The sequence below is a fragment of the Anaerozeibacter quisquiliarum genome (genome assembly GCF_051162045.1).
Lineage (GTDB): Bacteria > Bacillota > Clostridia > Christensenellales > Aristaeellaceae > Anaerozeibacter > Anaerozeibacter quisquiliarum.
In genome coordinates, this window is the sequence record NZ_JBISDI010000004.1 from 23,161 (window position 1) to 49,138 (window position 25,978).

The 25,978-nt window shown below is 66.7% G+C and carries 19 protein-coding genes; 5 read left to right on the forward strand and 14 right to left on the reverse strand.

The genetic code is table 11. The features are described from left to right. Window positions 1–1,287: a PHP domain-containing protein gene (locus tag ACH6CV_RS02525; protein ID WP_456356587.1), complete on the forward strand. Its 1,287-nt coding sequence runs from the start codon at window positions 1–3 to the stop codon at window positions 1,285–1,287. A 279-nt stretch (window positions 1,288–1,566) separates the two neighbouring features. Here ACH6CV_RS02525 and eno read toward each other — a convergent pair whose 3' ends face one another. From eno to ACH6CV_RS02545, 4 genes are all read right to left on the reverse strand, one after another. After that, window positions 1,567–2,814, reverse strand: a complete 1,248-nt coding sequence (gene eno, locus ACH6CV_RS02530; protein ID WP_456356588.1) for a phosphopyruvate hydratase — start codon at window positions 2,812–2,814, stop codon at window positions 1,567–1,569. 104 nt (window positions 2,815–2,918) lie between these two features. Beyond that, window positions 2,919–4,910 (reverse strand): transketolase, encoded by a 1,992-nt coding sequence (tkt, locus tag ACH6CV_RS02535; RefSeq protein ID WP_456356589.1) that lies wholly within the window; start codon window positions 4,908–4,910, stop codon window positions 2,919–2,921. A 63-nt stretch (window positions 4,911–4,973) separates the two neighbouring features. Beyond that, a complete protein-coding gene (locus ACH6CV_RS02540) occupies window positions 4,974–5,651 on the reverse strand; it encodes a DUF2461 family protein (protein WP_456356590.1) in 678 nt (225 codons plus the stop codon). Between the two features lie 4 nt (window positions 5,652–5,655). Next, the gene (locus ACH6CV_RS02545) at window positions 5,656–7,443 is read right to left on the reverse strand and encodes a COG1470 family protein (protein ID WP_456356591.1); all 1,788 of its coding nucleotides are present in this window, start codon (window positions 7,441–7,443) and stop codon (window positions 5,656–5,658) included. Between the two features lie 333 nt (window positions 7,444–7,776). On the opposite strand from ACH6CV_RS02545, the gene ACH6CV_RS02550 reads away from it, so the two are divergent. After that, on the forward strand, window positions 7,777–8,418 hold the full coding sequence (locus ACH6CV_RS02550; protein WP_456356592.1) for a CAP domain-containing protein: 642 nt from the start codon (window positions 7,777–7,779) through the stop codon (window positions 8,416–8,418). Window positions 8,419–8,663: 245 nt separating this feature from the next. Here the strand turns inward: ACH6CV_RS02550 and ACH6CV_RS02555 are convergent, their stop codons facing one another. The 3 genes from ACH6CV_RS02555 to ACH6CV_RS02565 are packed head-to-tail and all read right to left on the reverse strand — an operon-like array spanning window position 8,664 to window position 13,133. Then, on the reverse strand, window positions 8,664–10,016 hold the full coding sequence (locus ACH6CV_RS02555) for a sedoheptulokinase (RefSeq protein WP_456356593.1): 1,353 nt from the start codon (window positions 10,014–10,016) through the stop codon (window positions 8,664–8,666). After that, window positions 10,013–12,391, reverse strand: coding sequence for a pyruvate formate lyase family protein (locus ACH6CV_RS02560; protein WP_456356594.1), 2,379 nt, complete (start codon window positions 12,389–12,391; stop codon window positions 10,013–10,015). The genes ACH6CV_RS02555 and ACH6CV_RS02560 overlap by 4 nt, the downstream gene beginning before the upstream one ends. A gap of 16 nt (window positions 12,392–12,407) precedes the next feature. Further along, on the reverse strand, window positions 12,408–13,133 hold the full coding sequence (locus ACH6CV_RS02565) for a radical SAM protein (protein ID WP_456356595.1): 726 nt from the start codon (window positions 13,131–13,133) through the stop codon (window positions 12,408–12,410). A 157-nt stretch (window positions 13,134–13,290) separates the two neighbouring features. On the opposite strand from ACH6CV_RS02565, the gene ACH6CV_RS02570 reads away from it, so the two are divergent. Continuing rightward, window positions 13,291–15,018, forward strand: coding sequence for an ABC transporter ATP-binding protein (locus ACH6CV_RS02570; protein ID WP_456356596.1), 1,728 nt, complete (start codon window positions 13,291–13,293; stop codon window positions 15,016–15,018). 1 nt (window position 15,019) lies between these two features. Then, window positions 15,020–16,885, forward strand: coding sequence for an ABC transporter ATP-binding protein (locus ACH6CV_RS02575; RefSeq protein WP_456356597.1), 1,866 nt, complete (start codon window positions 15,020–15,022; stop codon window positions 16,883–16,885). Here the strand turns inward: ACH6CV_RS02575 and ACH6CV_RS02580 are convergent. Further along, window positions 16,882–17,442, reverse strand: coding sequence for a hypothetical protein (locus ACH6CV_RS02580; RefSeq protein WP_456356598.1), 561 nt, complete (start codon window positions 17,440–17,442; stop codon window positions 16,882–16,884). The genes ACH6CV_RS02575 and ACH6CV_RS02580 overlap by 4 nt on opposite strands. Window positions 17,443–17,747: 305 nt before the next feature. Then, window positions 17,748–20,063 (reverse strand): SpoIIE family protein phosphatase, encoded by a 2,316-nt coding sequence (locus ACH6CV_RS02585; protein ID WP_456356599.1) that lies wholly within the window; start codon window positions 20,061–20,063, stop codon window positions 17,748–17,750. A gap of 274 nt (window positions 20,064–20,337) precedes the next feature. Here ACH6CV_RS02585 and ACH6CV_RS02590 point away from each other — a divergent pair, with 274 nt between their 5' ends. Then, window positions 20,338–21,228, forward strand: coding sequence for a LysM peptidoglycan-binding domain-containing protein (locus tag ACH6CV_RS02590; protein WP_456356600.1), 891 nt, complete (start codon window positions 20,338–20,340; stop codon window positions 21,226–21,228). Window positions 21,229–21,470: 242 nt separating this feature from the next. Here ACH6CV_RS02590 and ACH6CV_RS02595 read toward each other — a convergent pair whose 3' ends face one another. The 5 genes from ACH6CV_RS02595 to ACH6CV_RS02615 all read right to left on the reverse strand — a co-directional run bounded on the left by ACH6CV_RS02595 (window position 21,471) and on the right by ACH6CV_RS02615 (window position 25,919). Further along, window positions 21,471–22,766, reverse strand: a complete 1,296-nt coding sequence (locus ACH6CV_RS02595) for a peptidylprolyl isomerase (protein ID WP_456356601.1) — start codon at window positions 22,764–22,766, stop codon at window positions 21,471–21,473. A 98-nt stretch (window positions 22,767–22,864) separates the two neighbouring features. Further along, window positions 22,865–23,899 (reverse strand): diguanylate cyclase domain-containing protein, encoded by a 1,035-nt coding sequence (locus tag ACH6CV_RS02600; protein ID WP_456356602.1) that lies wholly within the window; start codon window positions 23,897–23,899, stop codon window positions 22,865–22,867. Window positions 23,900–24,079: 180 nt separating this feature from the next. Then, window positions 24,080–24,616, reverse strand: coding sequence for a V4R domain-containing protein (locus ACH6CV_RS02605; RefSeq protein WP_456356603.1), 537 nt, complete (start codon window positions 24,614–24,616; stop codon window positions 24,080–24,082). Between the two features lie 129 nt (window positions 24,617–24,745). Then, on the reverse strand, window positions 24,746–25,549 hold the full coding sequence (locus ACH6CV_RS02610) for a hypothetical protein (RefSeq protein ID WP_456356604.1): 804 nt from the start codon (window positions 25,547–25,549) through the stop codon (window positions 24,746–24,748). A gap of 139 nt (window positions 25,550–25,688) precedes the next feature. Beyond that, the gene (locus tag ACH6CV_RS02615) at window positions 25,689–25,919 is read right to left on the reverse strand and encodes an HPr family phosphocarrier protein (protein ID WP_456356605.1); all 231 of its coding nucleotides are present in this window, start codon (window positions 25,917–25,919) and stop codon (window positions 25,689–25,691) included. Window positions 25,920–25,978: the final 59 nt, after the last annotated feature.

Sequence of the window (25,978 nt, forward strand, 5' to 3'; positions counted from 1 at the left end):
ATGGAAAACATCAGCCGCGAAGAAGCCCTGAAACTGCTGAATGCGCCGGAGCGCCTGGAAAATTTGCGCAAGCTGGTCGCGCAAGCGCGCGCGGGCAAATTGCCGCTCCCCGAAACGCATGAGGACGTGAACAACCACATCCACACCACCTTTTCGTTTTCGCCCTATTCGCCGACGGCGGCGGCCTGGTTTTCGTGGCAGGCGGGCCTGTGTACCTGCGGGCTGGTCGATCACGACTCGGTCGCGGGCGCGGAGGAGTTCCTCGAAGCATGCCGCATCGTCGGCATTCCGGGCACGGTGGGCATCGAGTGCCGCGCGACGATGGATGGCACGCCGTTTGAGGGCATGAAGATGAACAACCCCGATCAGCTCGGCGTGGCCTACCTGACGATCCACGGCGTACCGCACGATAAGGTGCGCACGCTGGACGATTACTTCGCGCCGCGCCGGGCTCTGCGCAACGCGCGCAACCGCAAGATGGTCGCGGGCCTCAATGGCATGATGGGCGCGCACGGCATCGAGCTCGACTTCGACCGGGACGTCGTGCCGATCTCGATGTTCGAGGCGGGCGGCACGATCACCGAGCGCCACCTGTCGAGCGCGCTGGCGACCAAGCTGATCGAGCGCTTCGGCGCGGGACAGGGGCTGGTCGACTTCATCAAGCGCGACTTGCAGTTGCCCATCGCGGAGCGCATCGAGGGCTACCTCATGGACGCGAACAATCCGTTCATGCTGTACGACCTGATCGGCTGGATCAAGGTGGAGCTGATCTCGAAGTTCTACGTCGACGCGACCGACGAGCTGGTCGATTTCAAGGAGATCATGGATTTCGCGGATGAAATTGGCGCGATCATGGCCTATCCCTACCTCGGCGACGTGGGCGACTCGGTGACCGGCGACAAGCGCGCGCAGCAGTTCGAGGACGCTTTCTTGGACGAGCTGTTCCCGTACCTGAGGCAAACCGGCTACCGGGCGATATGCTATATGCCCAGCCGCAATACGGTGGGGCAGCTTGAGCGGCTGCGCGCTCTGTGCAAGCGCTATGAGATGTTTGAGATCAGCGGCGAGGACATCAACCAGCCCCGGCAGTCATTCGTGTGCATGGCGCAGCGCGCGAGCGAGTTCCGGCACCTGTACGAGTCGACCTGGGCGCTGATCGCGCACGAAAACCGCGCGACCGAAGATCCGGCGAAGGGATTCTTCGGCGCGGAAGCGGTGAAGAAATATCCGGGGTTGGATGCGCGCGTGAAGGCGTTCGCGCAGATAGGGCGATCGATGAAGCCCTGACCTGCGCGTGAGCGCTCATGGGGGTTCCAAGGGGGCAAAGTCCCCTTGGCGGGGATCCAATGGGCGGAGTCCCTGGCCGCCGGAGGCACGTACGCCTCCCTGCGTCGGCAGGCTTCCAAACGGACCCCCCTTGGCCGGGCGCACCCGGCCAAGGGGGGTCCGTTTGGAAGTTTGGAGGCGGGGGTTACGACCTCCGGTGGCCGGGGACGCTGTCCCCTGGACCCCTGCCAAAGGGCTTTGCCCTCTGGACACCCATGAGCGCTTACGCGCGGGCTGAGTTTACCCCATGTCGCGGGCCATCTCGTCCGCGATCTCCAGCAGCCGATTGTATTTCGCCGTGCGGTCGGTCCTCGCCGGCGCGCCGGCCTTGATCTGGCCGGCGTTGGTCGCCACGGCCAGATCGGCGATGAAGCTGTCCTCGGTCTCGCCGCTTCTATGCGAGATCACCGCCTGCCAGCCGCCCGCCTGCGTCATGCGCACACACTGCATCGCCTCGCTCACCGTGCCGATCTGGTTGAGCTTAATCAGCACCGCGGTGGCGCTCTTCTCCTTCATGCCCTTCTCCACCCGCTCGGGGTTGGTCGTGAACAAATCGTCGCCCACGACCTGGATGCCGGCGCGCTTGACCATCTCGGTGAAGCCCTCGAAGTCGTCCTCGCCCAGCGGGTCCTCGATCGAGTCGATCGGGAACGAGCGGATCAGCGCCTCGTAATGCGCGATCAGCGCCTCGCGCGTCATGCGCCTATTCTGCTTGGGCAAGAGGTATGTGCCGTCCGCCTGCGCCCACTCGGTCGCCGCCACGTCCAGCGCCAGCGTCACGTCCGTGCCCGGCCTGTACCCCGCGCGCTCGATCGCCTCGACGAGCAGTTTGAGCGCCGCCTCGTCGCCCGGAAGGTCAGGCGCGAACCCGCCCTCGTCGCCCACGCCGGTCGACAGCCCTTTCGCCTTGAGCAGCGCGCCCAAAGCCCGATAGACGTGCACGCACATCTGCACAGCCTCGGGGAAGTCCTTCGCCCCGACCGGCCGGACCATGAACTCCTGGATGTCCAGGTTGTTGCTGGCGTGCGCGCCGCCGTTCAGGATGTTCATCATGGGCACCGGCAGCGTGCGCGCGTACGCGCCGCCCAGGTACCGGTACAGCGGTATGCCGAGCGAACCCGCCGCCGCGCGGCTCACCGCCATCGACACCGCCAGGATCGCGTTCGCGCCCAGCCGACTCTTGTTCTTCGTGCCATCGAGCGCGATCATCGCGTCGTCGATCTTAAGCTGGCGCGTGGCGTCCAGGCCGATCAGCGCGCGCGCGATCGGGCCGTTCACATTGTCCACCGCCTGCGTGACCGCGCGGCCGAGGTAGGCCTCGCCGCCGTCGCGCTTCTCATACGCCTCGTGCGCGCCCGTCGACGCGCCCGAGGGCACGACGGCCCAGCCCAGCGCGCCGTCCGTCAGCCGCACCTCGCAGCGCACCGTGGGCCAGCCCCGCGAGTCCAACACCTGAATCGCCCGAATGTCCTCGATGATGTGCTTCATCGCAACAACCTCCTTCTATCTCCAAAAGCCGGAAGCGCCGCGTGCTCCTGCGCGCGGCGCTTCCCTGAGCCGTCTGAGTATTGTATACCCAAACCCTGGCTGATTTAATCGCGATAATGCCAACGCTTTACCACCTTTTCGGCCTGCTCCGCCACATTCTCGGCGGTGAAGCCGAAGTGTTTGAACAGCTGCTTGTAGGGGGCCGACGCGCCGAAGCCCTGCATGGCGACGATCGCGCCGTCGAGCCCGACGTATTTCTCCCAGCCCATCGCGACGCCGGCTTCGACCGCCACGCGCGCGCGCACCGCATTCGGGATCACCGATTCGCGGTAGGCCGCGTCCTGCATCTCAAACAGCTCGAACGAGGGCATCGATACCACGCGCGCGTCGATTCCCTTGGCCTTCAGCAGTTCTTTCGCGCCCACGCACTGCTCGACCTCCGAGCCCGAGGCCATCAGGATCACGTCGGGGGTCGCCTTATCGCTGTCGAGCAGGATGTAGCCGCCCTTGAGCGCCGCGGGGCCGCTCGCCTCGTACAGCGGCAAATTTTGACGCGTGGTCACCAGCGCGGTCGGATGGCCCATCGTCTGCGACACCACCCAGCCCGCGGCCATCTCGCGGCTGTCCGCCGGGCGGAACACGATCAGGCCCGGTATGGCGCGCAGCCCCGCCAGGTGCTCCACCGGCTGGTGGGTGGGGCCGTCCTCGCCCACGCCGATCGAGTCGTGCGACAGGATGTAGGTCACCGGGATGTCCATGATCGCCGACATGCGCATGGCGTTCTTCATGTAGTCGCTGAACACGAAGAAGGTGGCGCAGTAGGCGCGCAGGCCGCCGTGCAGCTGGATGCCGTTCGAGATCGCGGCCATCGCGTGCTCGCGCACGCCGAAGTGCAGGTTGCTCGCGGCATAGTCGGCAGCCGAGAAATCGCCCCGGCCGTTCATGTAGCTCTTGTTCGAAGGCGCCAGGTCGGCGCTGCCGCCGAACAGGTTGTTAAGCTTCGCTGCCAGGCGATTCAGCACCGCGCCGCAGGCGTTGCGCGTGGCGTCGGCCTTGTCAAACGCCCACAGGCCTTCGTCGGCCAGCACGTCAGACGGCAGTTCGCCGTGCCACAGCGCCCACTCCTCGGCGAGCTCGGGATAGGCCGTCGACCACGCGTCGAACATCTCCCGCCAGTCTTCCTCGGCCTTCTGCCCATCCTTGACGACCTTTCCGGTGGTCTCGTAGACCTCGTCCGGCACCTCGAACGGCTCCGCGCAGGGCCAGTCGAGGTTCTTCTTGGTGAGCGCTATGTTCTCCTCGCCCAGCGGTTCGCCGTGCGCCGAGTGATGTCCGGCCTTGGGCGAGCCGAAGCCGATGTCGGTGTGGCAGATGATTAGCGAAGGCCTGTCCGCGCCCTTTGCCAGCCGAATCGCCGCCCCCACCTGCTGGGCGCAGTTGCCGTCGGGTACGTCGATCACGTTCCAGCCGTAGGCGCGGAAGCGGCCCGCCACGTCCTCCTGAAACGCCAGCTCGGTCGAGCCTTCGATCGTGATCTTGTTGTCGTCGTAGAGTGCGATCAGCTTCTTGAGCTTGAGCGTGCCCGCCAGCGAGCAGGCCTCGTGCGAGATGCCCTCCATCATGCAGCCGTCGCCGAGGATCGCGTAGGTGTAGTGGTCGACCACCGGGTAGCCCTCGCGGTTGAACTTGGCCGCCAGGTGCGCCTCGGCCATGGCCATGCCCACAGCGTTCGCGATGCCCTGGCCCAGCGGACCGGTCGTGGTCTCTACCCCCACCGTGTGCCTGTATTCGGGATGGCCGGGCGTCTTCGAGCCGAATTGGCGGAACTGCTTGATGTCGTCGATCGTCAGCCCGTAGCCGAACAGGTGCAGCAGCGAGTACATCAGCATCGAGCCGTGGCCGCTCGACAGCACGAAACGGTCGCGGTCGGGCCAGTTGGGGTTCTTGGGGTTGTGCTTCATGTGCTTACCCCACAGGGCGTACGCCATCGCCGCCGCGCCCATCGGCATGCCGGGATGCCCCGACTTTGCCTGCTGTACTGCTTCGGCGGATAGGATGCGGATTGCGTTTACGGTGAGACGGTCGCGTTTGCTCATGGATGGTCACTCCTTCGTCTTCGCTGGGGTTTCTGATATATCTCAATCGCGTGTTTCAGCGGTTCAAGATCGGTCGTCGATCGGCGTCAGCGCCTGGATGAACTGATACAGCCCCTTCAGTTCGCCGTAGCCCCGGACGATCTCATCGACCAGGGCGGGCGACTTGATCTGCGCGAAATCCCGTATCTCCCGCTGCATGTAGAATCTGCGCATCGGGTAGAAGCGCCTGAGCGCGTCCGGCACCGATTCCGGCACCGCCATGCGCTTCACGGTATCGGGATAAAGCGTAAACGCGCGCTCGGCGCGCCCTGTCAGCTTGAGCACGCGCTCGGGCTCGGTCAGGATGGCGCGCCGAAACGCATTCATCAGCGGCACGTTCTTCTCATAGATGCCGCAGCCGTAACTCGCCCCGTCGTCCGACAGGTCGAAGAACAGCCCCAGCGCGGTGTACCGATCCTCGCCCAAGCGCCGGAACTTGAAAAAGCTGTAGTCTCGGTAGGCCGGCTGACCGTGCAGCCGGCGCACGTCGCGCATCGCTCGGGCCAGGCAGCGCGCGGGCCGGGCGTCGAGCTGGGCGTCGATTTCAAGCGCCGTGGGCGCGAGCGCCTCGATCAGCTCGAGCATCGGCCGCTTCACGTCGCCTTCGTACCAGCCGCGGTTGGCCTCAAAGAACGCGCGGTTGTTGTTCATCCGGATCGCCATGTAGTATTCGAACGTGCGATCGGTAAATCCTGAAAACATGGCCTCACTTGCCTCCATTGCCCTTGCCTATACTGCCCGGCCGGCGCGTTTCGTGATCGGACGGCTGGCGCGGCTTCGCGGACACCGCCGGATGCGGGCGGGTCTGCTGGCGCCCGTCCTCGAGCTGGCCGCGCCGGTAGTCGCGCCGGAGCTTGCGCAGTTGCTTGTCACGCAGCCGGCGCTTGTGCCGCCGGCGCGAAACCGCGGAGGCGGCCATGACGGTAGCCAGCACCGCCAACACGACCAGCACGCCCGCCATCATCTGCCGAAACGCGGCCGGCCTGTCGGACAGCCGGTACGGCGCGCCGTCGGGCGCGTCGTCGGGCGCGTCGTCGGGCGCGCCCTGTGGCTCGGCCTGCCGTCCGTCCCGCCCGAAATCGATCGCCACCTCGTTGGACATCACGGTCAGCCGCCCGCCCTTCGAGTCGGTCAGCTCGGCCATGAACTGGAACGTACCGGGCTCGTTCACCGCGTAGCGCACCGCTGTCTCGGTGTCGCCCGGCGCGGCCACGGCCAGCGTGCGGATCTCGCCGCGCTCGCGCTCGTTGAGCTTCACGCCCATGAGGTCCAGCTCGCCCTCGTTGCGCACCGTCAGCGTGAAGTCCACCTCGCCCGGGCCGGTCAGCCGGAGCGCCGCGGGCCGGGCGGTCAGCGTTAGCTTCACGTCGTCGAGCGCCGGCTTGACCGCCACCGTGAGCGGGTTGCTGGCGGCCTCGAGCGGGCTGCCGCCGGGGCTTTGCCCGGTCAGCGTGAACAGGAAGGTGGTGGTCGCGGTCATCTTCACCGCCTTGGTGAACACGCAGTCCTGCCCGACCTTGATCTCGGAGGGCAGCCCCACGAGCTCGCCCATCAATTGGTCGGTCAGGCGCAGATGGTCGTAGGGCACGTCGCCCAGATTGACCACGCGGTAGGTGAGCGTCACCACCTCGCCCGGCGACACGGCGGAGCGGTCGGCCTCGAGCGTGATGCTCAGCCGCTCGTCGGCGCGGTAGATGGCCGCGCCCGCCAACTCCTTCTCGAAGGTATCGCGCGTGGCGCGGTGCGAATAGCTGAGCTTGGGATTGGAGGTGAAGGTATCCTCCATCACGAATCGGTGGAAAAAGGTCTTGCGCTCGCCCGGGTCGAGCCGGTCGAGCGCGCCCACCTCACCCGCGTCCCCGTCGGTGACCGACAGGTGGGTGAGCGCCACGTTGCCGGTGTTGCGCACACGGTAGGCGATCGACACCTCCTCGCCCGGGCGCGCGCTGGCGACCGGGATCGAGCGGGTGAACTCCACGCCCGGCTCGGCCGGCAGCCGCGTGATCGGCACCACGACCGCGCGCTCCCGCGCGCTCGCGCCCGGCTTGCCCACGCCCAGCGTGTAGCGGACGAGGTAGATCATCCTGCCCTCGTCCAGCTGGGCGTCGGTGGGCGTGATCGTATCGGAAAACTTGTCGTCGGCCTTGCCGTCCTTGGGCAGCACACCCACCTCTTTGACCACCGCGCCGTTGTCGCGGCAGATGCGGATCTCGCCGATCGGCTCGGCCGCCGGGTTTTCGAGGCTGATCTGCACCTGCACCGGCTCGGGCGCGACCATGCTGGACGGCTGCGCCTGGTGATCGATTTTCAGCGTGTCCGCGTACACCGGCAGCGGCGTCGCGGTCGGGCCGGGCGAGGCCGTCGGGCGCGGCGGCAACTGCGGCGGCGCGACGACCGGCCCGCCCGTCGCCGAAGTCGGCCCCATCCCCATCCCTACGAGGAGATAGACGCCCAGCGCCGCGCCCATAACCCACCGCCCGACCCGATTGCCCATGCTCCGCATTGTCCTCCCCATGTGTCTGCAACTGCATTTCTTACATTCTATTGCATTCAATATTAAGTGTCAAGACGCCCGCGCTTCGCGCGAGGGCTCGAAAGGTTCCCGCCCGTCCGTTTGCCCGCTTCGCGGGCGGCTGGGCGGCAGGCGGACGGGCGGCGATTCCGAGCCGGGTAGGCAATCGCATTCGCGCCCCCCGGGGAGGGGCGCGGGCGGATCGCGGCGCTGGTAATGCGTGCCAATTCGCCAAATCCTATTGACAAGCCCTGGATTAAAAGTTACAATTCCATTGAAATATATTTCAAATTCATTTCATTGGAGGGATCAATTGTGAAGCTTAGGAAATTGACGGCGATGTTGCTGGTATGTCTGATGGCGGCGGTGCCCGCGTCGGCGAAGATTACGGTGAGCTGCAAGGCCAATCAGGGGCAGAGTGCGAAGCAGTGCACGCGCACAGGCTGCACCAGGGCGAGCTGCAAGGCGGATCAGAAAAAGGGTTCCTCGTGCAAGAACGGCAAGTGCACGGCCAGCTCAAAGCCCGGCTCGAAGTGCCCGAACGGCCAGGCCAACTGCAAGCCCGGCAAGGATGCCGGCGCGGTCAAGGGCGGCACCAACATGGACGCGATGGCCCAGGAAGTGGTGCGTCAGGTCAACGCCGACCGCCAGAAGGCCGGTCTTCCCGCGCTCAAGGTGTCGAGCGAGCTGACCCGCGCGGCCTGCGTGCGCGCCAGTGAGATCGCCGGTTTCTTCAGCCATACGCGCCCCGACGGCAGCAAGTGGAGCACCGTGTCGAGCGCGGCGCGCGGCGAGAACATCGCGCGCGGCCAGCAGACCGCCGACAAGGTGATGGCCTCTTGGATGAGCTCGTCCGGGCATCGCCAGAACATCCTGCGCGAGTCGTTCGGCTCGATCGGCGTGTGCGCCTACAAGGTAAACAACACGATGCACTGGGTGCAATTGTTCGGCAAGTAAGGTCCGACAAAACAGGGGCTGCGGCGCAAGCGTCGCGGCCCCTTCCCATTCCCCCCATTCCCCTCCCTGGAGGGGTGCCCGCAGGCGGGGTGGTGACCCCGTAGTGGGTGCCCGCAGGCGGGGTGGTGACCCCGTCGACAGGATCGGATGAAGCTTGAGAGTTCTCCAAACAGGCCGCGGGCGGATGATATCCGCCCGCCTGAGGGTCGTACAGACGACACCTCGCAATCCTGCCCTTTCGGGGGCTATTGATACGCGATCAGCGCCCGCGCTTGCGCCAGCGTGCGCCCTCCGGCGGCGGCCATGCCGAACAGCGCCGCGCCGTAGGCGGCTTCCTCGCGGTGGACGGGCATCTTGAGCGGCAGGCCGAACGCGCGCTCGAGCGCCGCGACCAGCGCCGGGTTGTTGCGCACCGCGTTGCCCGCGCCGATCAGCACGCTGCGCGGCTGAGCGCCGGCGCGCAGCATCGCCCGATACATCTCATGCAGTTCCGCGGCGATGCCCTCGAGCACGCCGCCGATCAGGTGCTGGGGCGTCAGGTTGCCGGTCGTGATCCCCGCGATCGAGCCGCGCGCGTCCGGACAGTGGCGCGCGCCGGCGAAGCGGGTATCGACGACCAGCTTGTCGGGCAGATCCAGCGCGCCCGGCGCCAGCGCGTTCATCGCCGGGTAAAGGCGCGCCGGGGTGATGCCCGCGAGCGCCGCGCACGAGCGGAAAAACGCCTCCAATTGGGCGTATGCCCGCCCGCCGCACAGCGTGCTGCCCACGAGGATCCGGTCGCCCAAGTTCAGCGGCCGCGCGTCCAGGCAGTCGGGCAGCGCCGTCGCGTTCGACGTCAGCGATGTTTGACCGCTGGTGCCCACGCTGACCATGACGGCCTCGTCGCCCTGCACCGCGCCGAGGAAGCCGGCCTGGTTGTCGCCGATCGCGACCGACACCGGAATGCCGCCGTGCGTAAACCCAAGCAGTTCCGCGCCGCGCGCCACCTCCGGGAAGAACGACATATCGAGCCCGGCCCGTGCGATCGCCGCCGCGTCGAACGCACCCGAGGCCGCGTCGAACAGGCCGAAGCTGGCCGCGTCGGAGATGTGCGTGAGCGGCGTCTTGCGGCCGGTCATCACCATGCCCACGTAGTCGTGGATCGCGCAGAAGCGCACCGCGCCCTCAGGCACACAGCCGTGCAAAACATGCCAATCATGGGTGGCCGCGCCGAAGCCGGTCGCCATCCTGTGGCCGGTCAGCCGGGACAGCCGAGCGGCGTAGGTTTCATCGGAACCGCCGCCAGGCTTCAACTCGCAGCGCGCGTCCTGCCAGGTATACAGCGGGCTGCACGCCTTTCCCTCCGCGTCCAGGTACAGGATGCCGTGCATCTGCCCGGTCAGCCCGATCGAGGCGATCGGGCCGTATTCGTTCGCCAATTGCTTAACCAGCTCGAGCGCGCGGGCCACGATGACCACCGGGTCCTGCAAGTGCTCCCACGGCCGGCCGGGGATCGCGCTGTCGCTGTCCACCGAGCGCGCGGCCAGCGTCCGCCCGCCGTCCTCGACCACCACCGCCGACAGCGAGGTGGTGCCGATATCGAGGCCGATCACATTCATCCGGCCACCTCCATGGTCGTCGACGCCGGATCGAGCCGCTTGATGATGTCCTGCTGGATCGCGGGCGACAGGTCGAGGAAGTTGACGAAGGTGCCGTGGATGCGCATGATGTACACCCCGCCCGGCGCGTACTTCTTGGGATTGGCCAGCACCTTGCGCAGCATCTCGGGCGTGGTGATGTTGAGGTACAGGTAGAACGGGGCCAGCCGTTCGTTCATTTCGTTGAAGAACAGCGGCGAGAACACCTTGCGCTTGAACTCCATCCCCTTCTCCATCAGCGTCTCGCCCTTGAAGTATTTGGGGTCGATGCCGAAGTGCGAGGCGTAGCCGCCGGTGAATTTGATGTAAGGCAGCTTCATCGCTGACAGCGTGCGCAGCCCCAACCCGCCCGAGGCGTCGCCGGCCAGCGGGTCCACGCCGTAGTTGAGCATCTCCCTTGCGCCGCGCCCGTCGGGCGTCGCGCCCACCCAGTAGCCGTACAGCAGGTGGGTGGAGGGCGTGGAGAAGTCGGGCCGGAACGGGTTGCCCAGGTAGTTCTTGAGCGAAGCCACCATGTCCGACACCTTGTCCGCGATCTCGGCGGCCTCGGCGTCGGGCGCGTCCTCATTGCCGCCGAACTTGGGGCAGGCGCGCAGATAGTCGCGCAGCTCTTCGTCGCCCTCGAAATTGCGCTTCAAGGCCTCGAGCAGTCGGCCCGCGTCCTCGGGCCGGTCGCGCAGCAGGCAGTCGATCGCCACAAACGAGTCGGCCAGCACGGAAAGCCCGTGGATCAGGCAGCCGCTGGCGTTGTAGCGGGTGCCCTGATGCGCGGCGTCGCGCATGTCGTAGCCGCTCTCGATGCCGCCCATCAGCGTGGACAGGAAGGGCACCGGCAGGCGAGCCACCGCGCGCGACGCGCCGTTGGCCGCGTCCTCCATCTGAGCGAGGAAGTGCCTGAGGTTTTCATAGAAGCGCTCGCGCACATTGCGCAGCGCCTCGAGCGGCTGCGCGTCCTGCACATAGGTAGCGATCTTCGCCCCGGTCACCGTGGAAGTGCCGCCCGACAGCGTCAGTTCCAGAATTTTCGGCAGATTCAGCCAGGTGTTGGTGGTGTTGCCGTTGTCCTTGCCCATGATGAGCGGTTCCTGACAGCCGGCGATGCCGTAGTCGGGCAGGTCGTCTCCCGCGATGCCGCCCGCGCGCAGCACCTCGAACATGGCGTCGTCGTTGAACAGCGAGGGCGTCAGGCAGCCTGGCGTGAAGAAGAACCGACCCATCTCCCCGTACAGCCGGTCGGGCGTGCCGCTGTGCAGCTTGATCGACAGGATGGGCTGGGGCAGGTTCATGTCGAAGTAGGCGTCGAGCAGCGCGTAGCTGGTTTCGCAGGTCAGGTCGTTGCCCTTAAGGTCGCGCCCGCCCACGATCAGATTCTGCGAGATGGCCCAGCTGCGGTCGCCCACGTTGAAGAACACCAGCAGGTGCTTGAGCAGCGCCGCGGCGTCTTCGCGCGGTAAACGCTCCTTCGCGCGGAACGGCTCGAAGATGCGGTCGGCATTGCCCACCGAGAACGCGAACGGGTTCGGGGCCTGCTCGAGGCACATCACCTGCCAGAGCAGCATGAAGCTCTGGATCGCCTCGTACAGCGTGTCCGCGCCGCGCATGGGCACCTTCTCGAGCGCCTCGCGCATCCTGGTCAATTGCGCCCTGCGCTCGCCCTCCGCCGCTTGCTCGAGCGTCGCCGCCAGCTGGGCGTAGCGCCCGGCCAGCAGGCAGGCCGATTCGAGCGCGATCCGCATGGCGTTCAGGTTCGAGCGCACGTTTTCGTCCGCTTCCCCGGAAATCCGCCGGTCGATCCGCTCGATCGCCGCGCGCACGCCGCCCGAGAGCATGGCGCGCAAATCGGGCACGATGTGCCCGGTCACCTGCTCCATGAAGAAGGCCACCTCGCCGGTCAGCCGTTCGTGGCGCGCGTAGGTGGCCGACAGCGCGCGCACGTAGTCGCTGCCCGAGTCAAACGCGCGCGCCCTGGCGATGCGCTCCGCCGGGAATTCATCGTTCGGCTCGATGTCCCCGTACACCGCGGTCGGGTCGCAGTAGCCGGCGAACGACTCCACCTGAAAGCTCGGGTTGATTAGCGCGTAGGAGCGCGCGAACGCGTCGCGCTGCGTGCCCGCGAACAGCGCGTGCTCGCTGATCGACAGCTTAAGTTCCTTGATCGCCTCGCGCAGCAGGCAGGCCGCGCGTTCCATCGGCGGCAACTGCGCGTACTCGGCCGCATGGCGCATATGCGATTCCCGCACGAGGAACCAGCCGTCCAGCCGCTTCATCGCCCGCTCCTCTTGAAACAGCGCGTTCGCCATCTGAGTGACGCGCGCAGGTGTCCCGATCGTCGCCATAGAAAGTGCCTCCCTTTTATGTCCGGACCACGTTCATCCCGGCGGCCTCGAACGCGCGCTCAAACGCGCGCACCGTTTCCGCGCTCACAAACGCGTCCCGCATGTCGTATCGCCCGTACGCGCGGATCCACTTGTCCCTGCCGTATTCGTGGTAGGGCAGAATCTCGACGCGCACGCCCGGCAGCGCCAGTTGTTCAAAGAATTCCGTGAAGCCGTTAAGCGCGCCGTCGTCGTCGTTGACGCCGTGGATCAGCGGCACCCGAACGAGCATCTTATGCCCCGCGCGCGCGGCATCCATCAGATTGCGCCGCACGAGCGCATTGGACAGCCCGGTGAAGCGCCGATGCGCTTCGTCATCGGGGTGCTTGAAGTCGGCGATCAGCAGGTCGATCAGCGGCAGCAATTCATGGAGCCGCTCGTTCGCCGCGTTGGTCTCGACGCAGGTGTGCACGCCCTCCCGCCTCACCATATCCAGCAACGCGCGCGCGGCGACCGGCTGCGCGGTGACCTCGCCGCCGGTCAGCGTCAGCCCGCCGCCGTCGAAAAACATCGGCCGCGCCGAGACCACCGATTGGGCGACCGCCTCCACCGGCTCCGTCCGGCAGGGGGCGTCCATGGCCATGCCCTCGGGGTTGGCGCACCAGGGGCAGCGCATGTTGCAGCCCGTCAAATGGTAGACCAGCCGGTTGCCCGGCCCGTCCTGCGCGTAGTTGAAGCCCTTTTGAAAGTAGCGAAGCTGCATGGCGTCCTCCTGTCCGATCGGTTTGATTATACCGCCTGGCGGCCGATCGCGCAAGCATCGAAATCACACGCAATTAACGCAAGAGGGCCAACGACCGCCACAGTGCCCCGCTATAATGGCTTCCATATAACGTAAAGATCGAGGATTGGGAGGCCATATGATCGGAAAACTGCTTTCGTATGTGCGCGAGTACCGGCGCGTCGCCGCTCTCGCACCCCTCGCCATGGTGGGCGAGGTGCTGATGGAGGTGCTGATCCCGATGCTGATGGCCGCGATGATCGACGGCGGCGTCCGCGCCGGGAACGTCGGCTACACCGTGCGTATGGGCCTTTTGATGGCCGCCCTGGCGCTCGCCAGCCTGGGCTTTGGCGCGCTGTCGGGGCGTCTCGCGGCGCAGGCCGGCATGGGCTTTGCCAAGAATCTGCGCGAGGGCCTGTTCGGCAAGGTGCAGGACTTCTCATTCAAAAACGCCGACCGTTTCCCGAGCGCCACGCTGGTCACCCGGCTGACGACCGACGTGACCAACGTGCAGAACACCTTTATGATGCTGCTGCGCATGGCGGTGCGCGCGCCGCTGATGCTGGTGATGGCCACGGTGATGGCGGTGTCGATCAACGCGCGGCTGTCGATGGTGTTTCTGGCGGTGATGCCCATTCTGGGCGGGGCGATGTATTACATCATGAAGAACGCCTACCCGCGCTTCGGCGAGATGATGAAGCAGTACGACCGGCTCAACGGCCGCGTGCAGGAGAACCTGATCGCGATCCGGGTGGTCAAGGCGTTCGTGCGCGAGGACTACGAGCGGGTGCGGTTTGAGGAGGAGGCGTCGGCGGTGCGCACCGCGCAGGTGCGCGCGGAGAAGCTGGTGGTGCTGGGTATGCCGCTGATGCAGCTGTGCATGTACGGCTGCATCGTGGCGGTGATGTGGTTCGGCGGCAACATGATCGCCGCGGGCACGTTTGCCATCGGCGAGATGTCGGGCTTCATCAGCTACATCATGCAAATCCTGATGTCGCTGATGATGCTGTCCATGGTGTTCTTGATGGCGGTGCTGTCGCGCGCGTCGGTCGGGCGCATCGCCGAGGTGCTGTCCGAGCCGATCGACATCACGGACGCGGGCGCGGACCGGGCGCTTGTGGTTGCGGACGGCTCGGTCGAGTTCGACCGGGTGTCCTTCAGCTACGCCGGGGACGAAGCGCGCCTGTCGCTGACCGACGTCAGCCTGTCGATCGCCGCGGGGCAGACGGTGGGGATTCTGGGCGGTACCGGCAGCGGCAAGACCACGCTGACGCAGCTGATCCCGCGGCTGTACGACGCCACGCGCGGCACGGTCAGGGTGGGCGGGCGCGACGTGCGCGACTACCCGCTCGGGGCGCTGCGCGACGCGGTGGCGATGGTGCTGCAGAAAAACGTGCTGTTTTCGGGCACCATCCGCGAAAACCTCAAATGGGGCAACGAGCGCGCCGCCGACGATGAGATCGAATGGGCGTGCCGCGCGGCGCAGGCGCACGACTTCATCATGAGCTTCCCCCAAGGCTACGGCACCGAGCTGGGCCAGGGCGGCGTGAACCTGTCGGGCGGGCAGAAGCAGCGGCTGTGCATCGCGCGGGCGCTGCTGAAAAAGCCCAAGGTGCTGATTCTGGACGACTCGACGAGCGCGGTGGACGTGGCGACCGACGCCCGGATCCGCCGGGCGCTCGCGGACGAGCTCACGGGCGCGACCAAGATCATCATCGCGCAGCGGGTGACCTCGGTGATGGACGCCGACCAGATCGTGGTGATGGACGAGGGCCGCGTCAGCGCGGTCGGCACCCACGAAGAGCTGATGGACACGAGCGAGATTTACCGCGAGGTCTATTCCTCGCAGCAGAAGGGGGTGGCCTAGGATGATGGGTCCCATGCGCGGCGGGCGCGGCCCCGGGCCGAGCCGGCGCGTCGAAAACCCCTTCAAGGTGCTGCTTCGCATCTTTGGCTACTCGCGGGGCGCGAAGGCGCTCATGGCGCTGGTCGTGCTGTTCATCGCGGCGGGCGCCGCCGCGCAGGTGGCGGGCACCGCGTTCATGCAGGTGCTGATCGACCAATACATGACGCCGCTGTCGGGCGGCTACGACGAAGGCTTGATTCGGGGGCTGCTCGCCTCGCTCATGTGGATGGGCGGCGTCTTCCTGCTCGGCGCGCTGTCGAACTACGCCTCGGGCCGGATCATGCTGCGCATCTCGGCGGACATGCTGTACGCGCTGCGCGTCGATCTGTTCAACCACATGCAGGCGCTGTCGCTGCGCTACTTCGACCGCAACACCCACGGCGAGCTGATGTCGCGCTACACCAACGACGTCGACGCGATCCGGCAGATGCTGTCCCAGAGCGTGACCAGCTTCATCTCCTCGGCGATCACGGTGGCGGCCGTGTTCGGCATGATGGCCTACTACTCGTGGCAGATGACGCTGATCGTGGTGGTCATGCTGTTTGTGATGGTGCGCGCGGCGGGCTACATCGGAAGCAAGTCGGGCGCCTACTTCGTCGCTCAGCAGGCGGCGCTGGGGAAGCTCAACGGCTACATCGAGGAACTGGTCGAGGGGCAGAAGGTGGTCAAGGTGTTCGGCCGCGAGGCGCAGACGAAGGCGGCGTTCGACGAACTCAACGAGAAGATGCGGGCGGCCTCGACCGGCGCGCATACCTTCGCGAACATCCTGATGCCGGTAATGGGCAACCTGTCGCACCTGCTCAACGCCGTCACGGCGATCGCGGGCGGGGTGCTGGTGATCCGGGGCGGACTGACGCTGGGCACGGCGATCGCGTTTTTGCAGCTCACGCGCAACTTTACCCAGCCGATCACCCAGATCAGCCAGCAGCTCAACGCCGTGCTCAACGCGCTGGCGGGCGCGGAGCGCATCTTCCGGGTGATCGACGAGGCGCCCGAGCCCGACCGGGGGCAGGTGACGCTGCTGCAGGACGGGGAGGGGCGCTGGATGTGGCGGCAACCGGACGCACACGGCGGCGCGGACCATCTGACGCCGGTGCGCGGCGACGTGGTGTTCGACTCGGTGACCTTTGGCTACGAGCCGGACAAGCAGGTGCTGGAAGGGGTGTCGCTGTACGCCCGGCCCGGCCAGAAAATCGCGTTCGTGGGTTCGACCGGCGCGGGCAAGACCACGATCACCAATTTAATCAACCGCTTCTACGACGTGCCCGAGGGTAAGATCCGCTACGACGGCATCAACATCTCGAAGATCAAGAAACCCGACCTGCGCCGTTCGATGGCGATGGTGCTCCAGGATACCCACCTGTTCACCGGCACGGTGATGGACAACATCCGCTACGGCAAGCTCTTGGCCACCGACGACGAGGTGCGCGCGGCCGCGAAGCTTTCCGGGGCCGACGGCTTCATCCGCCGCCTGCCCGAGGGCTACGACACGGTGCTGCAAGCCGACGGGCTCAACCTGTCGCAGGGCCAGCGCCAGCTGCTGGCGATCGCGCGCGCCGCGGTGGCGGATCCCCCGGTGCTGATCCTGGACGAGGCGACGAGCTCGATCGACACGCGCACCGAGGCGCTGGTCGAGCGCGGCATGGACCGGCTGATGGAGGGCCGAACGGTGTTCGTGATCGCCCACCGGCTGTCCACCGTGCGCAACGCAGATGCCATCATGGTGCTCGAGCACGGCAAGATCATCGAGCGCGGCAGCCACGAGGACCTGCTAGAGCAACGGGGCGAGTATTACAAGCTGTATACCGGGGCGTTCGAACTGAGCTAAGGGGATTCGGATGGAGCGATATGCACGATCCGCATATTGCCGCCGCTATCCCGCCCCGCCCGAACGGCATGCCCCGCCGGCATAGGTTCCGGCGGGGCGATTTGCGTCCAGCCGTACAGGCAACGCAGCGCCGACGGGTCGCCGGCGAACGCCAGCCCGCCCCGGATGCGCGCGCACCACAGCTCGGCGCCCGCCGCGCCGCGCGCAAGCGTCAGCGTTTCCCCTTGGGCGTCCCACGCCGCCAGCGCGAACGCGTCGCCGAGCGCACACAGCCAATCCTCGCCCCACTCGGCAAACCCCTCCAGCGCCGTGCGCGCCCGTTCCTCGCCGTCGTACAGCCCCACCCATTCGCGCGCGCCGCAGAGCAGCCGCACCGGCTGCGCGTTCCGGCTCCCGTCAACCGGCCCGGCATAGAGCAGCGCCGCGCGTCCCTGCTGCCACAGAGCGCGCCGGCCCGCCCCATGAGGCAGCGCGCGCTGCATCCACAGCGCCGCCTCGGCGAGCGCCTGCGGGCTCTTTTCCGTATCGAAACAGACGATTCCGCCGATCCCGGCCATGCATTCACCCCCGCAGGGCGATTGTATGCGGGGGCGGGATGCGAAAGCCTTGCCCCGAGGAGTGGGGACGGACTCGTTCTGCAAGCGAAGACGCCGCCCGCTGGGCGACGCCTTCGCTTGCAGAACATCGGGAACGCCGCGCCGCCGTCGCGTGGCACCGGCTTTACTTTCCTGGCATTTGAAAATGGATGCGTCGGCGCGGGGAACGGGGGGACGGGGAACGCCCGGGGCTCCGCCCCTGGACCCCGCTCAAGGGGCGCACCCCTTGAGAATCCCTATGACCGCTTACGCGGGGAACCGATCCGTTATGCTCTTCCAATGCGCGCCGCGACCGCGGTCATGTCGTCCCTCGCGCCGTGGCGCGCGCCGGCGGCTTCCACGAGCTTTGCGCACAGTCGGCCCGGCGGTTCCTTCCTGTGCGCCTTGAGCACTTCCTCCACCCACGCGCTCTGCGCCTCGCTCGCCGTGTCCGCCACCCCGTCGCTGAACATCACCAGCGTGTCGCCCGGCTTGAGCGCGATCTCGCTCACCCCCGGCGTAACCGTGTCCAGGATGCCCAGCGGCAGCCGCCCGCCCTCTACCCGGATGCATTCGCCCTTGCGCAGCACGTACGACGCGCACGCGCCCAGCTTCAAAAACTCCGCGTTCCCCTGCTGCATGTCGAGCACGCACAGGTCGGCCGTCGCGAACATGTCCTCCCCCCCGCGCAGCAGCAGCAGCTGGTTGATCGCCTCCAGCATCAGCGTGCGATCGACCTCGGCCAGCAAGAACCGACGGATCAGCCGGATCGTCTTGGCGCTTTCCTCCGCCGCGCGCGCGCCCGAGCCCATCCCGTCCGACAGCGCCAGCAGCACCCGCCCGCCCGTCAGCCCCGCCGCCAGGTGGCTGTCGCCGCTCGGCGCGTTCTGCGCGCGCGCCCGGCAGGCATAGCCCACCGTCGCCGACAGCCGCGGCGCCTGCATGAACCGCATCTGGCGCTCCAGCACCCCGTCCGGCATCAGCGCCGCGCGCATCGGGATGCCCAGCGCTCGCGTCAGCGCCTCCGCCGCGCGCGCGGCCGACGGCCCGTCCCACAGCCCGTCCGCAAGCGTCGCCATGACCTCAAACGCGCCCATGTCCAGCGCCAGTACGCCCGTGACCTCCAGCCCCTCGCGCTCGAGCGCCGCCAGCGCGGTCTGGCTGAGCTCCCCGTCCACGCGGAGCGGCCGCGTCAGGCTGTCGCCCATTGCGTTCAAAATGTCGCCGGCCTGCCGGAAATGACGCGCCAGCGCGTCGCCCGCGCACTGCCGCTCCTGCGCCTGCCGCCGCCGCGCCGCGAACCCGCTCAGCAGAGCGCCCAAGCGCCGGGGCATCTGCGCCGCGCGCCGACACAGCCGCCCGTATTCGGGCGACAGATCCCCTTGCTCGTTCAGCGGCTCGCCCTTGAGCGCGTCGCCCAACAGCGCGCACAGCATGCGCCCCGCGCGCGCGTCGTCGCCGTGCCAGCACCGGGCATAACCCTCGCAGCTTGCGCACAGCGCGCGCCGCAGCTGCGCGATCAACGCTGACTCGTCCGGGCCGGGCGGCTGCTCTCCATAACCGGCGGCCATGTCCCCGAACACGCTGCCCAGCGCGCGCAGCCGCTTCTCCGAGGACTGCCTGAGCCGGGCCGCCAGTTCATCGGGATTGGCCGCGCGCGGACCGGGTATAATCCAGCCGGCCAACTTCTCAAGCGCCGCCTCGGGCACCAGCGCGTACAGCAGCGCCACCGACACCGCCGCTGGCAGCGACAGCGTGCCAAATTCGAGGCCCGTGCCAAACGCCAGCGTCGCCGCGTTGGTCAGCACGAACGCCAGCGCGCTCCAGCGCCGCCCGAGCGGCGCAGTCGCGCCCGCGATCAGCCCCATCAGCCCGAGCGACGCCCCGATCATCGGGTTGGCGCTCGAAAACGCCAGCGCCGCCCCGGTCAGCACGCCCACCGCCGCGCCCGCACCCGGCCCGCCCACCGAGGCCGAGAGCGCGACGAACGCCGCCAGCGGAGCGGCAAGCACGTTCAGCGGCGAGCGCGCCACGCCCAGCAGCACAAGCATCGCAAGGATCGCCAGCGACAGTTTCTCATCGGGCAGCAGGCAGGTGCGCCGCCAGCCGATCGACAGCGCGCCGCTCAGCACCGGCGCGACCGTCAGCGCCACCAGCGCGTTCACCGTCGCGAGCAGCGCCGGGTGCGACCCGCCGCCGGGCAGCGCCAGCAGCGGCAGCCCCGCGCCCAGCCCCGCCAGCGCCGCCGCCACCGCGTCCTGCGATCGGAACGCGCGCTTGCCGCGCGAGTCGTGCAGCCGGTCGCCCAGCGCGGTGAACCTGATCGCGGCGTACCCGCCGAGCACGATCACACAGCCCGCCAGCGGCGCGATCGCGTGCAGCCCCAGCGCCTCCCACGGGCAGCCCAGTGCGCAGCCCGCCAGCAAGGCGATCGGCGACGCGTCCGCGAACAGGCCGGCCGCGAAGCACGCGACCGCAAACGGCCTGAGCTCGCCCACCAGCGCGGCGCGCGCCAGCACCGCCATCAGCGCAAGCTCCCCCGCGCGCCGGAGCACGATCGGCAGCCGATGCGCATAACCCGTCCGTTCCCCGATACCCACCATACGAATCCCCCCGTATGATAAGACATATGTGAAGGTTGAGGAGTATATGTCAGTGCCCACCCAGGTAGGCGCTGATTTATTCGGACGGCGGCCGGCAGATGATCTTTCGTCCGACCGTTTCTGCAAAATGCGCAGGCGTAGCAGCGCTACGTCCAGCGTTTTGCAGGAATGAGCGGGCGCAAAGGCGTCCGCCAGACGGCGTCGGAATCAATCGGCGCTTCCCCAGATTTGCGGCATTTTTGGCGCATAGAATGGTCGCTGGGAGGGATGAAAAATGGAGAGAGCCAACTGCCCGTCCGGATCGGCGCGGCACCTGTGGCAGCCGGGCGACACGCTGCTGGGGCTGGCAACCCAGAACCGGACCACCGTCACCGCCATACGGGCCGCCAACCCGGGCGTGGATTTCTTAGGCATCCAGCCGGGTACGCCGGTGTGCGTGCCGCGCGCCGTGTCCTGTCCGTCCGGACGAACCTACACCGTGCGCCCGGGCGACAGCATCGCGCGAATCGCGCAGGCGGCGGGCACCACGCCGGGCGAGCTGATGGACCGCAACCCCTACGTCGACCCCGACGCGCTGGCCGTAGGCCAGGTGCTGTGCTTGCCCGAGCCCACGCCATCGGAACCGACGCCGTCCGAGCCCACGCCATCGGAGCCGACGCAACCCGAACCGACGCCGCCGCAGCCGCCGAGACCGACGCCGCAGCCGCCCGGACCGACGCCGCCGCAGCCGCCGAGACCGACGCCGCCGCAACCCGGACCGACGCCGCAGCCGCCGAGACCGACGCCGCAGCCCCCGAGACCGACGCCGCAGCCGCCGCGGCCCGCACCATCGCCCGCGTGCCCGCCGGGTTATACGCAGCGAACCGTGAGCTTCGGGCAGGGGTTGGCCGACATCCTGGTGCGCTACGACCTATCCTTCGAGGCGTTCCGGCGCGCCAACCCCAACCTCACGCCGACGCGGCTGATACCGGGCCAGCGGTTCTGCGTACCGCCGCGCGCCCAGCGCGGCCTGTGCGGCTCGAGCCGGACCTACGTAATCAGGCCGGGCGAGGGGCTGAACGCCCTGGCCCGGCGGCTCGACATCACGGTGCTGCGCCTGCTGACCCTGAATCAAAACATGGCGCCCGGAGACTTCGTCCCCGGACGCGCGATTTGCATACCATAACGGAATAGGAACGAACTCGTCCCGAAAACATAGAGACGCCGCCTGTCGGCAGCGTCTCTATATTTTCGGGACATCGGGAACGCCGCGCCGCCACGGCGAAGACCCGCTTTGCGGTTCTATCGCCTGGGGGCCGGGTACGGCGGCACGGGGGACGAAGCAACGTCGGTGGCTCCGCCCCTCCAGCCCCCGCCAAAGGGTTTTGCCCTCCGGACGCCCGCCACGCTCACGCGGGTTCTTTTTGCCTACTTCAAGTGATTCTCGATCTTGGCGGCAGCCGCCCACTCGCTCACGGTCTTGGTGAAGGCCGCCTTGAGCGCCTCGTCGGTCAGGGTCTTCGTGAGCGCGCCCTTCACCTGCTCGTAAGGCGTCGCGCCCGAGGGCACGTCGCTGTTGTAGCGGATGATGTGGAAGCCGTAGCTGGTCAGCACCGGCTCCGAAACGTCGCCCACCTTCTCAAGCGCCATGCCGCCCTCGGTGAATTCGGGCATGTAGGTGGTCGTGCCCGCGTTCATATAGTAGCCGGTCTCGGCGGTCGGGCCGTTCTTCATGCCGCCGTCCTCGCCGTAGGCGTCGATCAGCGCCTGGAAGTCCTCGCCCGCGTCGATCTTCTGCCGGATCTCGTCGAGCTTAGGCTGGATGTCCTTCATCAATTCGTCGATCTTGGCCTGCTTCTCCGCCCTGGCCGAGTCGCCTTCCTTCAGCCCCTCGAGCTCCGCCCGCAGCGATTGCAGCTCGGCAGCCTTGTCGAACTTGACCAAGATATGCTTGACCGTGCGGCAGCCCTCGGGTGTGTAGTACACCGGCGCGCCGCCGCTGATATCGGTCGTGAACTGGCCGGGCGTCTGGGCGTAGCCGGCCTTCGCGGCCTCGACCTTCTGATCGTATGCCGCCTTGACATCTTTCTCGGCTACTTCGACGCCTTGGGTGGCGTGCTCAAATACCTTGGTGATTGCCTGCGATTTCTTGGCGTTTTCAACCAGCTTCTCCATCGAGAAGCCGTTCTCCTCCAGATACTTGACCACCTCGGCCTTGACATCCTCGTCGGTCTTGCCCTCGGCGGCAAAGTAGCCCTTGTACGTCTCGAAGGTCTTGTCGTATTCGCCCTGGACGCGTTCGTTCAGCGCGGCGAGCTCCTCCTCGGTGAGCTGGTCGAGCTTCAGTTCCGCCGCCTTCTGCAACAGCAGCGTCTCCTGCAGCTTGATGCTCATCACATGGGCGAGCAGCGCCTGCTGGTTTTCCGCCTTCGTGAAGTCCATGCCGTAGGCGGCGTACTGCTGCATCATCTGGTCGTACAGAGCGATCACGTCGGCCTTGGTAATGGTATCGCCGTTGACGGTGAGCAGCACGGCGTCGTCGGCCGCCGCGTTCAAATCGAACGCGGGCTCCGCATCCTCGGCGGGGGCTTCAGGGGTGGCTTCTGCGGGTGCGGCTTCAGCCGCGTCGGTCGCTGCGGGTTCGGCCTGCTGGGCCAGGCCCGCCAGGCAGCCCGCAGCGAGCGCGAGCGCCATCAGCAGGGCAACCCAAGTCTTCTTAGTCATGGTGCGCCTCCTGTAGTTTCATTTACAAATACAACGATTCGACCCTGGCCGACCGTTTTCCTGCCCCGATATGTGTCCGGACTGTGAACAGTTTTTGGTCATGCCTCCGGCGCGGCCTTGTTTCGGCGCTTGTTTTCGTACATCGCGCGGTCGGCCTTTGCCAGCAGTTCCTCCGGGTTGGTCGGCGCTGTGTAATCGGCCTCCACGATGCCGTAGCTGATGCCGCGGCGGATTGCGCCCTCGCCGTCAAACGCCGCCGAGATACGGCGCGCGGCGCTCGACATTTTTCCCTCGGCGACCCTCGGCGGGCACTGGCGAAACAACACCACAAACTCGTCGCCGCCCGTGCGGGCGCACACATCCACCCGGCGGATCTGGCAGCTGATCTGACGCGCGGCCTCCTCGATGTAGCGGTCGCCCTCGGCGTGGCCGAAGGTGTCGTTGACCGCCTTCAAATTGTCCAGGTCGACGAAGCACAGCGAGAACGGGATCTTATCCGCGATATAGCTGTGCAGCGACGCCATCAGGTAGCGGCGGTTGTACAGCCCGGTCGCCGGGTCGCGGTTGGAACTCTCCTCCAACTCATGCCTCTTGAGCCGGTCGGCCGTCACGTCCTGCACGATGTTGGCATAGGCGGACTGGCTGTTCCAGTCGATGGCGAAGGTGACGATGCGAAAGAACGCCCGATCGGTCTCGCTTTCAAAGTCCCAGGCCTTGGGGTGCTGCTCCCACTGCGCGTAGAGCTTGAGCCGCTCGCGCAGCGCGGGGTAGCCGCCCCCGACTTGGTTGAACGTCTCGGGCTTGTTGACGTAGAGCGTCTCGCCCGTGCGGGCGTCGGCCACCACGATCAACTCGGCGATGCGGCTGGTCATCTCCACCAGCAACTCGTTGAACTGGGATAACTCCTCCCTTTGCTGCTCGATGCGCTCGATCGTCCGCTTCAATTGCTCCTCGCGCTCGCGCAACTGGCGCGTCATGGTGTTGAACGCGTCGGAAAACTCGCCCAGAAAGGATACCTCCTGGCTGTAATCGCCGCCGGCCACCTGCTTGGCCTGCCAGGTCAGATGCCGGAGGTTGGCGTGCAGCGTCTTGAGCGGGTGGCACAGCGTGTTGTCGCGGCTGTGATAGGTCATCGCCAGGTTGCCGCCGGATAGCGCGCGCGTAGGCGCGGTATTCCTCGATGCACTCCGCGAGAAAATTAAACCCCTCGTATAGCCGCAAGCTGTCCGGAGACAGCGCGTCTCGTTCGGGGGGCTGCACCCTGGTTCCGAACAGGATGTCGCGCAGGTATTCAAACAACAGCTCGTTGTCGGTCATTCATCCCTCCGCGCCTCAAAGCGGCATATCCGCTCCCCGGTCGCCCAGCAGTCCACCTCGCGCACGTCGTAGCGTTTCTTGGCGTATAGGGTCAGGATACCCGCGAGGAAGCCCTCGTCGTAGTTGCACACCGGCGCACCCAGCACCGGCAGCCCCGAGCAATCGAGGTCCTCGGCCATCGTGATGACCATGCGTCCGGTCGCGTCGTCAATCTCCTCGACGCGCAGGACGCCGATCTTGAGCTCGAGCAGCAGGCTTTGCAGCTGTGCGACAAAGGCGCCCATCGGCCGATCGAGCGTGAGCATGTGCTTGGCCAGGTACTCGCCCGCGCGGAAACCGGCCTTGCGGTACAGCTCAGCCGCCTGCTCGCAGCCCATCTCGCCCACCAGCAGGTCGCGCAGCGTGAACTGGAACAGCCGATAGACGAACACCGGCATCTCGCCGCCCAGGTTGCCGCGCCCGAATTCCATGCTGTCCGCCAGGTGATCGGTCAGCCTTACCTGGCCTTCCTGTTCAAACACATTGCGGGGCATCGCGCAGTGCCTCCTGCCTGATCCGGTTTTTCGATGATTATAGTGCGCGGACGCGCGGCTGTCAATAGCGCGCTTCGCGCCTTGAATAACCGAGGGACGCCCTGAATGGCGTCCCTCGGTGCTCTTCGATTAGGGCGCGGCGGTCGCCGCAGGCTGCGCGGCTTTCAGCGCCTCGAGCTCGGCCTTGACCTGCTCGAGCTCGGCCTTGACCTGCTCGAACTCGGCCTTGACGGCGATGAATCGATCCTTGAGCGCCCCTCGGGTATCGATCACCCTTTTCAGTTGCGCCTCGCTGGACTTGAGGTCTGCCTTAGCCTTGGCCTGGACGGCGGCCAGCGCTTCTTCCGCTCGGGTCTGCGCCTGGGCGGCCTGTGCCTCGGCCTCGCTGAGCGCGCTCGCCAGCGCGTTCTTGCCCTCGGCCTGCGCCTTGGCCACCTGCGCGCGCGCGTCGACCAGGCCGGCCTCCTTGTCGGCCAGTTCCTTGGCGGCATTCTGCCGGACAAGGGTCAATTCCTCTTCCTTTGCGGCCAGCGCGTCGGCCTGCGCTTTAAGCTGGTCTGCGAGCGCCTGCTCGCTGGCTTTCTGCTGCTCGGCCAACTGCGCGGCGGCATCGGCCAGCGCCTTTTCGAGCTCGGCCTGCTTGCCCTCCAGCGCCTTTTCGAGCTCGGCCTGCTTGTCCTCCAGCGCTTTTTGCTTCTCCTGCGCCGACGCGTTCAGCTCGGCTTCGCGGCTTGCGAGCGCCTGCTGGGCGTCGTCCTTCGCCTTTTGGAGCTCATCCTCCTTGGCGGCCAGGCTGGCCTGCGCCTCGGACGTCGAGACGTCCAGGTCCCGCTTTAGGCCCGAAATGGTGTTTTGACCGACGGCGGCCCAGATGATTACCGCGATCAGCGCGAGTGCGAGAATCCCCATGACGATCTTGACATTCTTACCCATGCGATTTTCCTCCATCTGTGCAAATGATCGACTTGGTAAAGTATAGCATGATTTTTCGGCTTTGAACAGCCCCGGACGCTAAATAATGTTAAAAACGTCCCTTCGCCAGAGCGAAGGGACGCGGGTCAGGTGTGTGGGATCAGTTGACGACGAACGACTTGATCTCCTCGAGCAGATCGGCGCAGTTGTCGTCGTACACCTCGAGCGTGACGGGCTTTGAGAGGTCGAGACTGAAGATGCCCAGAATCGATTTCGCGTCGACCACGTGGCGCCCGGCGCGCAGGTCAACGTCGTAGGCATGCCGGTTGACGATGTTGACGAAGGTCTTGACGTTTTCAGCAAGGCTAAGTTTAATGTTGACCGCTTTCATGCTGCTACCTCACTTCGCGTCGCGTCTCACCGCAAACGCCATGATGCTACCTCAAATAT

What these genes read in the sequence shown, in the direction of transcription:
- ACH6CV_RS02525 (WP_456356587.1), top strand. Translation starts at nt 1, where the DNA reads ATGGAAAACATCAGCCGCGAAGAAGCCCTGAAACTGCTGAATGCGCCG.
- eno (WP_456356588.1), bottom strand. Translation starts at nt 2,814, where the DNA reads ATGAAGCACATCATCGAGGACATTCGGGCGATTCAGGTGTTGGACTCG.
- tkt (WP_456356589.1), bottom strand. Translation starts at nt 4,910, where the DNA reads ATGAGCAAACGCGACCGTCTCACCGTAAACGCAATCCGCATCCTATCC.
- ACH6CV_RS02540 (WP_456356590.1), bottom strand. Translation starts at nt 5,651, where the DNA reads ATGTTTTCAGGATTTACCGATCGCACGTTCGAATACTACATGGCGATC.
- ACH6CV_RS02545 (WP_456356591.1), bottom strand. Translation starts at nt 7,443, where the DNA reads ATGGGCAATCGGGTCGGGCGGTGGGTTATGGGCGCGGCGCTGGGCGTC.
- ACH6CV_RS02555 (WP_456356593.1), bottom strand. Translation starts at nt 10,016, where the DNA reads ATGAATGTGATCGGCCTCGATATCGGCACCACCTCGCTGTCGGCGGTG.
- ACH6CV_RS02560 (WP_456356594.1), bottom strand. Translation starts at nt 12,391, where the DNA reads ATGGCGACGATCGGGACACCTGCGCGCGTCACTCAGATGGCGAACGCG.
- ACH6CV_RS02565 (WP_456356595.1), bottom strand. Translation starts at nt 13,133, where the DNA reads ATGCAGCTTCGCTACTTTCAAAAGGGCTTCAACTACGCGCAGGACGGG.
- ACH6CV_RS02570 (WP_456356596.1), top strand. Translation starts at nt 13,291, where the DNA reads ATGATCGGAAAACTGCTTTCGTATGTGCGCGAGTACCGGCGCGTCGCC.
- ACH6CV_RS02575 (WP_456356597.1), top strand. Translation starts at nt 15,020, where the DNA reads ATGATGGGTCCCATGCGCGGCGGGCGCGGCCCCGGGCCGAGCCGGCGC.
- ACH6CV_RS02580 (WP_456356598.1), bottom strand. Translation starts at nt 17,442, where the DNA reads ATGGCCGGGATCGGCGGAATCGTCTGTTTCGATACGGAAAAGAGCCCG.
- ACH6CV_RS02585 (WP_456356599.1), bottom strand. Translation starts at nt 20,063, where the DNA reads ATGGTGGGTATCGGGGAACGGACGGGTTATGCGCATCGGCTGCCGATC.
- ACH6CV_RS02590 (WP_456356600.1), top strand. Translation starts at nt 20,338, where the DNA reads ATGGAGAGAGCCAACTGCCCGTCCGGATCGGCGCGGCACCTGTGGCAG.
- ACH6CV_RS02595 (WP_456356601.1), bottom strand. Translation starts at nt 22,766, where the DNA reads ATGACTAAGAAGACTTGGGTTGCCCTGCTGATGGCGCTCGCGCTCGCT.
- ACH6CV_RS02600 (WP_456356602.1), bottom strand. Translation starts at nt 23,899, where the DNA reads ATGACCTATCACAGCCGCGACAACACGCTGTGCCACCCGCTCAAGACG.
- ACH6CV_RS02605 (WP_456356603.1), bottom strand. Translation starts at nt 24,616, where the DNA reads ATGCCCCGCAATGTGTTTGAACAGGAAGGCCAGGTAAGGCTGACCGAT.
- ACH6CV_RS02610 (WP_456356604.1), bottom strand. Translation starts at nt 25,549, where the DNA reads ATGGGTAAGAATGTCAAGATCGTCATGGGGATTCTCGCACTCGCGCTG.
- ACH6CV_RS02615 (WP_456356605.1), bottom strand. Translation starts at nt 25,919, where the DNA reads ATGAAAGCGGTCAACATTAAACTTAGCCTTGCTGAAAACGTCAAGACC.